The sequence below is a fragment of the Micromonospora sp. D75 genome, from assembly GCF_018070405.1.
Taxonomy (GTDB): domain Bacteria; phylum Actinomycetota; class Actinomycetes; order Mycobacteriales; family Micromonosporaceae; genus Micromonospora; species Micromonospora chalcea.
Map to the genome: position 1 here is coordinate 1 of NZ_JAGPXV010000112.1, position 12,160 is coordinate 12,160.

The window sequence follows — 12,160 nt, forward strand, 5'->3', positions numbered from 1 at the left end:
CCACGGTCGTGGTGTGGTCGGTGCGGCGCTGGTCGGCGTGCACCTTGCGGGCCCTGGTGATCGACTCCAGCAGCGCGGCGCGGACCTGCGGGTCCAGCTCGTCCTCGGCGGCGCGGATCGTCTCGACCGGCACCCGCAGCCGCTCCGGTGACACACCGTCGAACCGTTCGCTGGCCTCCCGGATCGCCGGGTACCCATGCTCCCGGACCGCCTCGACCAGCGGGCGGATCCGCTCGACCGCCACGGAGACGTCGAGCTGGGCACGGGGCAGCAGGCGGCGCGGGTCACGTGCCCCGCCGCGCAGGTCGATCCGATTCAGCACGCCTGCGAGTCTAGGCCGCCGCCGCGGCGACCGGCCCGGGCCGCCCGCACGCCGGGACGGTGAGCCGGGACACGCGCGGGCGGGCGCGTTGGGGATACGCTCGATCGCGTGAGCGCACGGCTGCCGGTGTTCCCGCTCGGGACCGTCCTCTTCCCCGGGCTGGTCCTTCCGCTGCTCATCTTCGAGGAGCGCTACCGGGCGCTGGTACGCCACCTGGTGGCGCTGCCCGAGGGCGCGCCGCGCGAGTTCGGCGTGGTCGCGATCCGGGCCGGCTGGGAGGTGGCGCCGGCCGGGCCGCCGGGGCGCTTCGGGCTGACCGCCGGCGAGGTCACGCTGCACGAGGTGGGCTGCACCGCCGAGCTGCGGCAGGTCACCGAGCTGGCCGACGGCGGGTTCGACATCGTCACCGTGGGGCGGCGCCGGTTCCGCCTCGCCGAGGTCGACCATTCCGCCGAGCCCTACCTGACGGCGGAGGTGGAGTGGTTGCCCGAGCCGGGCGGCCCGGACGAGACGGCCGACCTGCTGGCGGCCCGGGTGATCTCGGTGTTCCGGCAATATCTCGGCCTGATCCGGCCGGACCAGCAGGAGATCTCCGAGCAGTTGCCGGAGGACCCGACGGTGCTCTCGCACCTGGTGGCCGCGACCGCCGCGCTGACCGTGGACGACCGGCAGCGACTGCTCGCCATCGACGACACCGCCGCCCGCCTGCGGGCCGAGCTGCGCCTGCTCAACCGGGAGACGGCGTTGCTGCGGCAGGTCCGGGCGGTGCCGGTGCCGCTCAGCGAGCTGGCGGGTCTCCCGGCGCCGAACTGAACCCCGGCGGCGGCCACCCGCCGTCGAACTCCGGCTCCGGCCGCAGCGACGGCCACCGCGACCAGCCCGCGAGCAGCGTGTACGTGACTGCGGCGCCGAACGCGGCGAGCAGCAGGTTGCCGTGCGGCAGCGGGAGCGGGCCGAACCAGTCGACGCCGCCGGCGCGCAGGTCGACGGGTTTGGTGAAGGCGGTACCCGGCGGCGCGGTCTCCACCAGCCGCTGGAACGTGGACAGGCCGATCCGGCGGCCGACCTGCCAGGCCACCACCGCCGCGCCGAGACCGCCGAGGGTGACCGCGAGCAGGCCCGCCGGACCACGCCGGCGGCGCAGCACCACCCACAGGGTGATCGCGGCGAGCACGCCGAAGCCGAGGGTCAGGAGGCTGAACCAGCCGTCCGCGGCGATCGGCTGCTCCGGCTGCGTGGTGGCGTAGACCGCGCCGGCCGGCGTCTGCCGTACCGGGGTGGCCGGCGCCGCCCACACCCAGAGCAGCCCGAGCGGCGCGCCGAGCGCGGTGAGCAGCGCGGCCACGCCGAGGGTGGTCGCCACCACCCGGCCGGCGGATCGCCGGGACGCGGGCGACGCACCGGGGAGCTGCGTCACGACGCCCGGATGCCCGGCCAGCGGGTCGGCGCCGGGCGCGGTGACCGGGGTGCCGGCGGGCACCGGCAGTCCGCCGGGCCAGCCGGGTGGTCCGCCGGGCCAGGCAGGCGGCTGCTCGCGCTCGGGCCGCGCCTCGGCGCCGTCGGCACGCTCGCGCGTCCGCTCGGGATCAGGGGTGTCCGGAGTCACCCGTTGATCCTCTCAGGCCGGGGCACGGCGCGGGGCGGTGGTCGCCGCCTCAGCGCGCGAACGGTTCCACCATCACCGCGGCGGCCTTGAGCCAGGCGTTGCGGGTCTCGGCCTGGAGCTGGTGGTACTCGATCGAGGAGCCGGTCTCCAGCGCCGGGTCGTAGGGCACCACCGCCACCGCCCGGGTCCGGGTGGCGAAGTGCCGTTCCAGGTCGTCCTGCAGGGAGGTCCGGCCGGGCGTCGGGCAGGAGATCAACGTGACCGCGTTGTCGGCCAGGTCGCCCATGCCCTCCTCGTGCAGCAGGTCGAGCATCCAGTCCGCGCTGAACGCCGCGTCCTCACGCGGCACGGTGGTCACCACGAGCTGGTCGGCGGCCTGCATCACGGTGCGCCAGTTCGGGCTCTCCACGTTGTTGCCGGTGTCCACGCAGACCACCTCGTGGGTGCGGCGCAGCAGCTCCAGCACCCGCTTGACGGTGAACTGGTCGAGCCGCTGGGCGAAGCGCGGGCTCTCCTCGCCGGCCAGCACGTCGTACGAGCCGTCGGAGGCGTGCCGCAGGTAGTCGTCGAGGTGGGACAGCAGCCGGTTGCCCTCGAGGATCTCGATCTGCGCCAGGTCGTGGATCAGGTGGCGGATGGTGCGGGCGTGCCGGGCGCTGCCGGCCCGCAGCCCGAGCGTGCCGCGCAGCTCGTTGTCGTCCCAGGCGAGCACGCCGCGCCCGCGGACGCTGCCCACCGTCGCCGCGGCGAGCACGGTGGCGGTGGTCTTGTGCACCCCGCCCTTGGGGTTGGCGAACGCGAGCACCCGGGGCGTGCCCAGCTCGCGGCGCAGCACGCTGGTGGCGCGTTCCAGCTCGGCGTCCGGCTCGGGGGCACGCCACTGCGCCTGGGCCGGCGCGACCCGCCCGGCGCGGCCGGAGCGGCCCTCCAGCGGGCTGCGCGGCGCGGGCACCACCGGTTCCGGCGCGGGCGGGACGTCCGGCCGGTAGCGGCCCCGGTCGAGCAGGGCGTACCGGGACTCGGCCGGCGGTGGCGCGGGCCGGTAGCCACCGTCGAGAAGGGAGTAGCGCGACTCGGCCGGCGCCTCGGCCCGGCCGCGCGGCTCCGGCAGCGCCGGTTCGGCGCGCCAGGACGGCTCCGGCCGGGGCTCGGCGGCGAAGGACGGGTCCGGCGCGACAGACGGCTCGGCGCGCCAGGACGGCTCGGCCGGATAGGGCTGCCCGGCGCGCCAGGACGGCTCCGGGTCGGTGCGGTACGCCGGCTCGGCCCGGTAGGCCGGTTCACCCTCCTGGCGGGGGTCGGCGCGGAAGGCGGGGTCGACCCGGAACGTGGCCTCGGCCCGGTAACCGGGCTCGGCGCCGTACGACCCGTCGGGGGCGCGGCCGACGGCGGCGGCGCGCCCGGTCCAGCCGGTGCCGGCGGCGCGGCGTGGCAGCGGGTCGGGCGGCGGCGCGTGGTGGTCCTCGACGTGCCGGTCGGCGTCGGCGTGCTCCGCGCCGCGACCGCCGAGCCGGGCCCGGTCGAGCAGCGCCCGCCACCGCGGTGCCGGCTCGCCCTGCCGACCCCAGCCGGTCTCGCTGCCGTCCAAGGATTCGCCCTCCCCCAGCCCATCGATCTCCGCCTGACAGGCTACGAACGAAACCCTATTCGGACCACTCCCCGCGCCGCACATCGCCCGGTGACCCGCCGCACGGTGGGATCGACCGGGTGGCCGCGCCCGCTGATGTCTCAGGAGGTGGGAGCGGGATTGGGTGGCCCGGATCCGGGGACCGGCGCACGGGCGGTCGGTGAAGGTCCGCTCACCGTCCGTGCAGCTTCCGACGAATCGCCCATTCCGCCGCCCAGGGCCGCCGCGCTGTCCGCGGGCGGCCGGGCCACGTCACGCTGCTCCGGCAGCGGCGGGGTGAACACCGTCCGGTCGAGCCGGGTGACCTCCGGCGCCGGGTCCACCACCCGTACGTCCGGGCGCCCGGCGAGCGCGCGCAGCGCGTCCGGCGCGGCACGGACCACCGCGGCGTACACGCAGGCGCACCCGGTCCGGTAGGCGTCCGCCTCCCGGGCCGCGACCTCGGCCCCGCTCTCGTACACCCGGCGCAGCTCCGGATCGGCGGTGGCCGCCGGGACGGCGGCGCGCGACCGGTAGTCGGCGGCCTCCCGGTCCTTGCGCCCGGCGACGTCGGCCATCCCGGCGACCACGTCGTCCGGCAGCCGCAACGCCGCGATCCGGACGATCTCGGTCTGCCGGCCGGACAGCGGCACCCGCGCCACCACCGCCGAGACCGGCGCGCCGTCCAGCGCGGCGGCCGCCCGCGCCGGGGTCAGGTAGCCGGCGAACGAGACGAGCGCGTAGGCGTCGGGCGCGTCGAGGGCGGCCAACTCCTCCCCGGCGGCACGCAGGTACGCCGGGACGCTCGCGCCGGCGGCCACCCCGACCCGGGTCACCTCGCCGACAGTGCGGTCGCTGACCGGACGGTCCCGCCGCTGCGCCACCGCTACCACCAGCACCACCAGCGCGCAGGCCAGCGCCAGCCAGGTCAGCGTGGTGAACCGGGACCGGCGCGGCGGCGCGGCGTCGTCGCTCATGGTCAGTCGCGCAGGATCTCCAGCGCCCGGGCCAGATCCTCCGGGTAGTCGCTGACGAACGTCACCTCGTCGCCGGTGCCCGGGTGCGCGAAGCTCAGCGAACGGGCGTGCAGCCACTGCCGGGACAGCCCCAGCCGGGCCGACAGCGTCGGGTCCGCCCCGTAGGTCAGGTCGCCCACGCAGGGGTGCCGCATGCTGGAGAAGTGCACCCGGATCTGGTGCGTACGACCGGTCTCCAGCCGCACGTCGAGCAGGCTGGCGGAGGGGAACGCCTCCAGCGTGTCGTAGTGGGTGATGCTCGGCTTGCCGCCGGAGACCACCGCCCACCGGTAGTCGTGGTGCGGGTGCCTGTCGATCGGCGCGTCGATGGTGCCGCGCAGCGGGTCCGGGTGGCCCTGCACCACGGCGTGGTAGCGCTTCTCCACCTCGCGCTCCTTGAACGCCCGCTTGAGCGCGGTGTACGCGCGCTCGCTCTTGGCCACCACCATGATCCCGGTGGTGCCCACGTCGAGCCGGTGCACCACGCCCTGCCGCTCGGCCGCGCCGCTGGTGGAGATGCGGTGGCCGATGCCGGCCAGCCCGCCGATCACCGTCGGGCCGGTCCAGCCGGGGCTCGGGTGCGCCGCCACCCCGACCGGCTTGTCCACCACCACGATGTCGTCGTCGGCGTACACCACGGTCAGGCCGGGCACGGCCTGCGGCACCACGGTCGGCGGGGCGGGCGGCGCGGGCAGCGTGACCTCCAGCCACGAGCCGGCCTTGACCTTGTGCGAGTTGGGCCGGGCCACGCCGTCGACGAGCGCGTCGCCGGCGTCGATCAGGCCGGCGGCGGCGGTGCGGGAGAGCCCGAACAGCCGGGACACGGCCTGGTCCAGGCGCATGCCGTCGAGGCCGTCCGGGACGGGCAGGGAGCGGGTGTCGCCGCCTGCGGCGAACGCGGAGGTCACGCGGTCTCCCGCTGCTCGGTCGCGGCGGCGTCGTCGCGCTTCTCGTCGCGCAGCCGGGAGCCGTCGCGTTGCCGGCCGGTCAGCTCCAGGAAGACCGCCAGCACCACGCCGCAGACCAGCGAGCTGTCGGCCAGGTTGAACACCGGCCAGACCTGGCCGTACGGGTCGAAGAGGCTGATCATGTCGACCACGTGGCCGACGAAGTGCCCGGGCGCGCGGAAGATCCGGTCGATCAGGTTGCCCAGCGCGCCGCCCAGCACCAGGCCCAGCGACACCGCCCACGGCAGCGAGCGCAGCCGCAGCGCCATCCACGCGATCCACCCGATCACCACGAACGTGATGATCGGGAAGACCCAGGTGTGGTCGGAGCCGATGCTCCAGGCGGCGCCGCTGTTGCGGGTGAGGCTGAAGTAGACCGCGCCGCCGAGCACCGACACCGGCTCCCGGCCGGTCAGCTCGGCCAGCGCGAGCTGTTTGGTGCCCAGATCCGCCAGCAGCGAGAACAGGGACACGCCGAGCAGCAGGCCGACGGCCCTGCGGCGGGGCGCGCCGGCACCCGACTCGGTGGTGCCGGAACCGGCGGGCGGTGCTGCGGTCATCTGCTCCCCATCGACGCTTGCGACGGCGTGGTCACCGTCTGCCGTACGGCCGCCGGGGAGCGGTGATCAGCGCCGCTCCTCCAGCTGCTTGCAGGTCACGCAGAGGGTGGCCGACGGGAACGCGGCGAGCCGCTCCACCGGGATCGGGTTGCCGCACCGCTCGCACCAGCCGTAGCCGCCCTCGTCGAGGCGCTCCAGCGCGCGCTCGACCTGCGTGATCCGCTCCTTGATGCTGTTGGCGAGAGAGATCTCCTGCTCCCGCTCGAACGTCTTGGTGCCGGTGTCGGCCTGGTCGTCCCCGGCCGAGTCGGTCAGCCGGTCGCGCTGCAGCTCGGTGATCTCGCTCAGCGTCTGATCGTACTCGGCGTTCAGCTCGTCCCGCCGCGCCGCCAGGGCGGCCCGGATCTTCTCGGTCTCCGCCGCGCTGCGGGTGGCCTTCGGCGCGGGCTTGCGGCCGGCGGTCCTGGTGTCGGCTGGCTTCGCCATCGTCAGCTCCCTCAGCCGCGTGGCGCGGCGGTCAGCGGTACGTGGGCGGGGACGCCTTCGTCGGCGTCTCCGCGTACGGAAGGGTGCACGGCGAGCGGGCCCGCCGTGCACTCCGGAGGTTGGCAAGAATACGGAACGTACAGGCGTCCGACAACGTGCCGCACCGTCGTCCCACGTATCCGCCCCGGACTGCCATCAATCGGGGCAAAAGGAACGGTAGCAGATCAGCGGGCCGTCTCCTCGCCGTACTCCCCGAACCATCGCGCCAGCCGGCCCCGGCGGCTCACCGCCCGCAGCCGCCGCTCGGTCTCGTCCCGTACGCCGGCGGTGGCGACGATGAGCAGGCTGTCCCCGACCTTGAGCCGGGTGTCCGCGCCGGGCACGAACCCGACGCCGTCGCGCAGCACCAGCGTGACCGCGGCGCCCACCGGCAGCCGCAGCTCGTCCACGTGCACCCCGGCCAGCCGGGACCCGTCCGGCACCTCCAGCTGGAGCAGGTCGGCGCGCATCCGCTCCAGCGGGGCGGTCTCCAGCATGATCTCGTTCGGCTCGGCCGGCGCGATCACGCCCAGCCGGCGGGCCGCCGACGCCAGCGTGCCGGCCTGGAGCAACGTGAAGATCACCACCAGCACGAAGACCGCGTCGAAGAGGCGGTCCGCCCCCGGCACGTGCAGCGACAGCGGGATGGTGGCGAGCACGACCGGCACCGCGCCGCGCAGACCGGCCCAGGACAGGAAGAGCTGCTCGCGCAGGTTGACCCGGAACGCCAGCGCGGACACCGCCACCGACAACGGCCGGGCGAGCAGCAGCAGGGCCAGCCCGGTGATCACGGCGGGCAGCACCGCGGTGTCCAGCCGGCTCGGCGAGACCAGCAGGCCGAGCAGCACGAACAGGCCGATCTGGGCCAGCCAGGCCAGCCCGTCGGCGAAGCCGAGGATGGCCTGCCGGTGCGGCAGGCGGGAGTTGCCGAGCAGCACGCCGGCCACGTACACGGCGAGGAAGCCGGAGGCGTGCACCACCGAGCCGGCCGCGTACGCCAGCACGGTGAACCCGACCACCGCGATCGGGTACAGGCCGGCCGACGGGAGCGCGGCCCGGCGCAGCGCGTACCGCCCGGCCAGCCCGGCGCCCACCCCGACCGCCGCGCCGACGCCCAGCTCGTAGCCGAGCAGCAGCGCCTCGTACCACCACGGGTGGGCCACCTCCGCTCCGGCGCGGGAGAGCAGCAGCACCACGAGCACGACGGGCGCGTCGTTCACCCCGGACTCGGCCTCCAGCGCGGCCACCAGCCGGGGCGGCAGACGCAACCGGCGCAGCGTGGCGAACACCGCCGCCGCGTCGGTCGAGGAGAGCACCGCGCCGTAGAGCAGCGCCAGCCGCCAGTCCAGGTCGAGCAGCAGGTGCACCACCACGCCGACGACCACGATGCTGACCACCACGCCGACGGTGGACAGCGTGGCCGCCAGCCCGAGCACCGGCCGCAGCGTGCTCCACCGGGCGGTCAGGCCGCCCTCCGCGATGATCACGATGAGCGCGCAGAAGCCGAGCACCCGGGTCAGCTCGACGTCGTCGAAGCGGATGCCCAGCCCGGCCTCGCCGAGCAGCACCCCGAGCGCCAGGTAGACCAGCAGGCTCGGCACGCCAAGCCGGGTGGAGAAGCGCACCGCGCCCACCGCCACCAGCAGCACGGCGGCGCCCACCAGCAACGCGACGTCCAGCCCGGGGGTCATCGCCGACCGGCCCGGGCGGATCTCACGGCGTGCTGCCGTCGCGCAGTCGCCGCAGCACCCCGGGCAGTTCGGCGTGCGGGCGTTCCACCAGGAAGAGCTTGTCCCGGCTGGCCGCGCCGGAGCGCAGCGACACGGTCGCCGGCCGGACGCCGAGCGCCTCGGCGAGCGCCCTCCGGGCCGCCTCGGTCGCGCGGCCGTCCACCGCCGGCGCGTGCACCGCGACGACGAGCGCGGGACCCAGCGGCCCGTCGTACCGGCCGCCGACCCGGGTCCGGGCCACGCCGGGCTTCACCCGCACCGCGACGGTGAGCGTGTCGTCCGCGATCGTCATGGTCAGCGGGGCCGGGCCTCGGCCAGCAGGGTGGTGGCGGCGGCGCACTGCGCGCACGGGGTGAAGCCCAGGCCGACCGCCTCGGCGACCGGAACGGGCTCGTCCTCCCGGCCCACCAGATGCGGGCAGCCGGGCAGGTGGAAGCGGGGGTGGCCGTCGACCACCAGGACCTCGCCGGGCAGCCGCACCAGCCGGGCCACCTGCCCGGCGGAGAGGAACTCGGCCGGCGGGTCGCCGTCGAACGCATCGCCCGGCGCGGGCGAGGTGGGCCGCGTGGCGTCCGAGGCGCGCCGGCCGGGCGGTGAGTAGGGCGTCGGTTCCGCGTCGGTCACCGGCTCGGCGGCGACGCGTTCGTACGACTCGGCGGTCGCCGGCTCGTAAGGCGCGGTGTACGGATCGGCGTCGAACGGATCGGCCGGCGGCGAGTACGCGGCAGGCGGCGGGGTGTCGTCCGGTTCGGTCACCGGCGACCCGGGCGGTTGCCGCCACCCGGATCCGCCGGCGTCGACCGTGGACGTGTGGTGCGGGACCGGGCTCACCGGGTCGTCCGGAGACGGGACGGTGTGCGCGGTCCGGGTACGCGGCCCGGTCGCCCGGCCGGCCGTGGCCCGCGCCGCGGCCGCCTGGCGGGCGAACGCGACGAAGACGACGGCGGACAGGACGCTGGCCGCGATCGAGACGATGAGCAGGAGGCTGGATCCGCCGGCGAGCCCGGCGACCAGCAGCACGACCGCGACGACGATGAGCAGGATGCTGGCGGCTACCACGGCTCACCCCCGGCCGCGTCGTGTCGGTCGGGGCGGTCGGGGGCCGTCACGGGGACGGCCACCGACGCGGGATCAGCGGCCGGACTCGAGCGAGCCGGCGCCGCGGCCACCGCCGTAGGAGCCGGCGAGGCCGGCCGCGGCGAGACCGTTGCTGCCGGCGGCACGGGTGCCCTCGGCGCGGTTCATCTCCACCTCGAGGCCCTGGCCGCGACCGTCGAGGTCACGCAGCTGGCTCTCCAGGTACGCCTTGAGCCGGGTGCGGTACTCGCGCTCGAACTGCTTGAGCTCCTCGATGTGCTTCTGCAGCGCGGTGCGCTTGGCGTCCAGGCCGCCCATGGCCTCCTGGTGCCGCTGGCGGGCGTCCCGCTCCAGGGCGTCGGCCTTGGCGCGCGCCTCCCGGGTGACCTCCTCGGCCTTCGAACGGGCCTCGGAGAGCAGCTGGTCGGCCTCGCGACGGGCGTCGGAGACGTGGTCGTCGGCGGTGCGCTGGGCCATCATGAGCACCCGCAGCGCCTGCTGCTCGCCGTCCCCGGTCACCCCGGCCGGGCCGCCCTGCGTGCGGACCTGCTCCAGCTCGGCCTGCATCGCGCGGGCCGCCTGCTCGGCGGCCGCCTTGTCGCGCTGCACCCGGTCGAGCTGGGCCTTGACGTCGTTGAGCTCCGCCGCGAGGCGGGCGTCACCGCCGGGGCCGGCGGGAGCGCCACCCCGACCGCCGCGCTCCACCTGGGCGCGCAGCTCGTTGTTCTCCTCGATCAGACGGGCCAGCTCGCGCTCGACCTCGTCCAGGAAGGCGTCGACCTCCTCCTCGTCATACCCCCGCTTGCCGATCGGCGGCTTTTTGAAGGCGACGTTGTGAACGTCGGCCGGGGTCAGCGGCATCGAAACTCCTCGGGTCAGTTGCGGCCGCGAAAGCGCTCTGGTCAGGCAAACGCGAAGATCAGGCGCCTAAACACGAACTCCATCAGCACGAACAGGATAACCAGGAGCACAAGGGAGGCCAGGTCGATGCTCACGGTACCAATTCGCAGTGGCGGGATCACACGCCTCAACGCTCGCAGGGGCGGATCAGTGACGCTCCACACGACTTCCAGTCCCGCCGACGCTCCCCGGCCCGGTTGCCAGCGGCGACCATAGGCCAGCACCGCCCCCATAACAAATCGCGCCAAAAGGACAATTAGGAAGATGTACAGCAGCAGGTAGAGCACCTGGAACAGGATCGACAACACGGCAGGCGACGTCCCTCGGTCATGTGGGTCAGCTCAGGCTGAAGAAGCCGCCCTCAGCGATCTTGGCCTTGTCCTCCGCGGTGACCTGGACGTTGGCCGGTGAGAGCAGGAACACCCGGTTGGTCACGCGCTCGATCGTACCGCGCAGGCCGAACGCGAGCCCGGCGGCGAAGTCGACAAGGCGGCGGGCGTCCGCCTCGTCCATCTCGGTGAGATTGATGATCACCGGTACGCCGTCCCGGAAGTGCTCGCCGATGGTCCGCGCCTCGCGGTAGGTGGTCGGGTGCAGCGTGGTGATCTGGTAGCGCTGCTCGTCCTCCGGCGCCACCCGCTCCCGCTCGCGCGGCTGGGCCTGCGGCGCGAGCGCGAGATTGTCCCGCGTGTGATAGGTCAGGGCGCCCGAGGTATCGCCGGCGGAGGACCGGGTGATCGACCGGACGCTGGAGCGCTCGACCCGCTCCGGGCGCTCCACGTCGCCCCGGTCGGTGTCGACCGACCGGCTGGAGGCGCGCTCGGACAGCCGGCCCCGGTCGCTGAGGCGGGACCGCGTCGCCGGCGGCTCGTCGGCCTCGTCGTCGTCCTCGTCGGCGAACTCCTCGGCGTACCGGCTCGACCGGTAGCGCGACGAGTCCCGGTAGCCACCCTTGTCGTAGCCACCGTCCTCGTACGCCCGCTCGTCGTCCTCCTCGACCAGACCGAGCCAGACCCCCGCCTTGCGCAGTGCACCCATCCCCGCGCCCTTCCGTCCGCCGTGCGGCACGCGCCCCCGTGCCGTGTCGCTTGATCACGAGTGGACGATCATGCCCACCGGACCGGATCGGCAATCCCCTGACGTGCGGTTCGCGGTCCGCCCGTCACGGCCCCCGGCTACGGGGACGCCGTCCTGAACAACACTGATGTAATTTGCTTCCGTCGTGGTGAGGCTACCGCAGCGCAGGGCGCATTCCGAGCAACGCGCTGCCGACACGGACATGTGTCGCGCCGTGCCCGATCGCGCTTTCCAGGTCGCCGCTCATCCCCGCCGACAGCTCCGTGGCGCCCGGATGGTCGGCCCGTAGCGCCGCCGCCACCTCGGCCAGCCGGGCGAACGCCCGGTCCGGCTCCCAGCCCAGCGGCGCCACCGCCATCAGGCCGGCCAGCCGCAGGCCGTCCGCGCCGGCCACCGCCGCAGCGACCGGGTCGAGCCCGCGCTGCGGATCGGCGGCGCCCGGCAGTGCCCCGCCCCGGGCCGGGTCGCCGTCGATGCTCACCTGCACCAGCACGTCCAGCGGCCGGTCCCGGACCGCGCCCGCGGCGGCGTCCAGCGCGGCGGCCAGCCGGACGCTGTCCACCGACTGGACCACGTCGGCGTACCGGACCACCGACCGGGCCTTGTTGCGCTGCAACTGGCCGATGAAGTGCCAGCGCGGCGCGGCGCCGGCGTCGGCCACCGCCTCCGCCTTCGGCGCCGCCTCCTGGTCGCGGTTCTCCCCGACGTCGGTCACGCCCAGCGCGGCCAGCGCCACCACGTCCGACGCCGGGTACGTCTTGGTCACCGCGACCAGGGTGACCGCGTCCCGCTGC

General features: G+C 75.1%; 15 protein-coding genes. 1 reads left to right on the plus strand and 14 read right to left on the minus strand.

The features are described 5' to 3' along the window. A partial coding sequence (locus tag KBX39_RS09785; RefSeq protein WP_210870097.1) for a histidinol dehydrogenase occupies nucleotides 1-322 on the minus strand: 322 nt, incomplete at its 3' end. Nucleotides 323-430: 108 nt separating this feature from the next. Here KBX39_RS09785 and KBX39_RS09790 point away from each other — a divergent pair. Next, entirely contained in the window at nucleotides 431-1,135 is a 705-nt protein-coding gene (locus KBX39_RS09790) for an LON peptidase substrate-binding domain-containing protein (protein ID WP_210870099.1), read from the plus strand. Here the strand turns inward: KBX39_RS09790 and KBX39_RS09795 are convergent. From KBX39_RS09795 to KBX39_RS09855, 13 genes are all read right to left on the minus strand, one after another. Then, nucleotides 1,101-1,928 (minus strand): DUF2567 domain-containing protein, encoded by an 828-nt coding sequence (locus KBX39_RS09795; protein WP_064445238.1) that lies wholly within the window; start codon nucleotides 1,926-1,928, stop codon nucleotides 1,101-1,103. The two genes, KBX39_RS09790 and KBX39_RS09795, sit on opposite strands and share 35 nt — an antisense overlap. Nucleotides 1,929-1,977: 49 nt before the next feature. Beyond that, nucleotides 1,978-3,516 carry a hypothetical protein gene (locus KBX39_RS09800; RefSeq protein WP_064445237.1) on the minus strand — a complete coding sequence of 513 codons (1,539 nt, stop codon included), beginning with the start codon at nucleotides 3,514-3,516 and terminating at the stop codon, nucleotides 1,978-1,980. A gap of 140 nt (nucleotides 3,517-3,656) precedes the next feature. Further along, complete coding sequence (locus KBX39_RS09805) at nucleotides 3,657-4,511, minus strand: hypothetical protein (RefSeq protein WP_210870101.1); 855 nt, start codon at nucleotides 4,509-4,511, stop codon at nucleotides 3,657-3,659. A 2-nt stretch (nucleotides 4,512-4,513) separates the two neighbouring features. Then, nucleotides 4,514-5,458 carry an RluA family pseudouridine synthase gene (locus tag KBX39_RS09810; protein WP_043329487.1) on the minus strand — a complete coding sequence of 315 codons (945 nt, stop codon included), beginning with the start codon at nucleotides 5,456-5,458 and terminating at the stop codon, nucleotides 4,514-4,516. Then, nucleotides 5,455-6,057 carry a signal peptidase II gene (gene lspA, locus KBX39_RS09815; protein WP_064445234.1) on the minus strand — a complete coding sequence of 201 codons (603 nt, stop codon included), beginning with the start codon at nucleotides 6,055-6,057 and terminating at the stop codon, nucleotides 5,455-5,457. The genes KBX39_RS09810 and lspA overlap by 4 nt, the downstream gene beginning before the upstream one ends. A gap of 66 nt (nucleotides 6,058-6,123) precedes the next feature. Next, on the minus strand, nucleotides 6,124-6,543 hold the full coding sequence (locus tag KBX39_RS09820) for a TraR/DksA C4-type zinc finger protein (RefSeq protein ID WP_030500254.1): 420 nt from the start codon (nucleotides 6,541-6,543) through the stop codon (nucleotides 6,124-6,126). A 224-nt stretch (nucleotides 6,544-6,767) separates the two neighbouring features. Continuing rightward, a complete protein-coding gene (locus KBX39_RS09825) occupies nucleotides 6,768-8,273 on the minus strand; it encodes a potassium/proton antiporter (RefSeq protein ID WP_210870103.1) in 1,506 nt (501 codons plus the stop codon). 22 nt (nucleotides 8,274-8,295) lie between these two features. After that, on the minus strand, nucleotides 8,296-8,604 hold the full coding sequence (locus tag KBX39_RS09830) for a DUF167 domain-containing protein (protein WP_210870104.1): 309 nt from the start codon (nucleotides 8,602-8,604) through the stop codon (nucleotides 8,296-8,298). 2 nt (nucleotides 8,605-8,606) lie between these two features. After that, a complete protein-coding gene (locus tag KBX39_RS09835; protein ID WP_210870106.1) occupies nucleotides 8,607-9,371 on the minus strand; it encodes a hypothetical protein in 765 nt (254 codons plus the stop codon). Between the two features lie 72 nt (nucleotides 9,372-9,443). After that, on the minus strand, nucleotides 9,444-10,250 hold the full coding sequence (locus tag KBX39_RS09840) for a DivIVA domain-containing protein (RefSeq protein WP_043329484.1): 807 nt from the start codon (nucleotides 10,248-10,250) through the stop codon (nucleotides 9,444-9,446). A 41-nt stretch (nucleotides 10,251-10,291) separates the two neighbouring features. Then, the gene (locus KBX39_RS09845) at nucleotides 10,292-10,597 is read right to left on the minus strand and encodes a YggT family protein (protein ID WP_030500249.1); all 306 of its coding nucleotides are present in this window, start codon (nucleotides 10,595-10,597) and stop codon (nucleotides 10,292-10,294) included. A 28-nt stretch (nucleotides 10,598-10,625) separates the two neighbouring features. Beyond that, nucleotides 10,626-11,327 (minus strand): cell division protein SepF, encoded by a 702-nt coding sequence (locus KBX39_RS09850; protein ID WP_210870108.1) that lies wholly within the window; start codon nucleotides 11,325-11,327, stop codon nucleotides 10,626-10,628. A gap of 193 nt (nucleotides 11,328-11,520) precedes the next feature. After that, on the minus strand, nucleotides 11,521-12,160 hold a 640-nt coding region (locus tag KBX39_RS09855; RefSeq protein WP_210870110.1), incomplete at its 5' end, for a YggS family pyridoxal phosphate-dependent enzyme.

Excerpts from the sequence above, each read along its gene's own strand:
- KBX39_RS09820 (WP_030500254.1), bottom strand. The coding sequence starts at position 6,543 with ATGGCGAAGCCAGCCGACACCAGGACCGCCGGCCGCAAGCCCGCGCCG.
- KBX39_RS09830 (WP_210870104.1), bottom strand. The coding sequence starts at position 8,604 with ATGACGATCGCGGACGACACGCTCACCGTCGCGGTGCGGGTGAAGCCC.
- lspA (WP_064445234.1), bottom strand. The coding sequence starts at position 6,057 with ATGACCGCAGCACCGCCCGCCGGTTCCGGCACCACCGAGTCGGGTGCC.
- KBX39_RS09850 (WP_210870108.1), bottom strand. The coding sequence starts at position 11,327 with ATGGGTGCACTGCGCAAGGCGGGGGTCTGGCTCGGTCTGGTCGAGGAG.
- KBX39_RS09825 (WP_210870103.1), bottom strand. The coding sequence starts at position 8,273 with ATGACCCCCGGGCTGGACGTCGCGTTGCTGGTGGGCGCCGCCGTGCTG.
- KBX39_RS09840 (WP_043329484.1), bottom strand. The coding sequence starts at position 10,250 with ATGCCGCTGACCCCGGCCGACGTTCACAACGTCGCCTTCAAAAAGCCG.
- KBX39_RS09805 (WP_210870101.1), bottom strand. The coding sequence starts at position 4,511 with ATGAGCGACGACGCCGCGCCGCCGCGCCGGTCCCGGTTCACCACGCTG.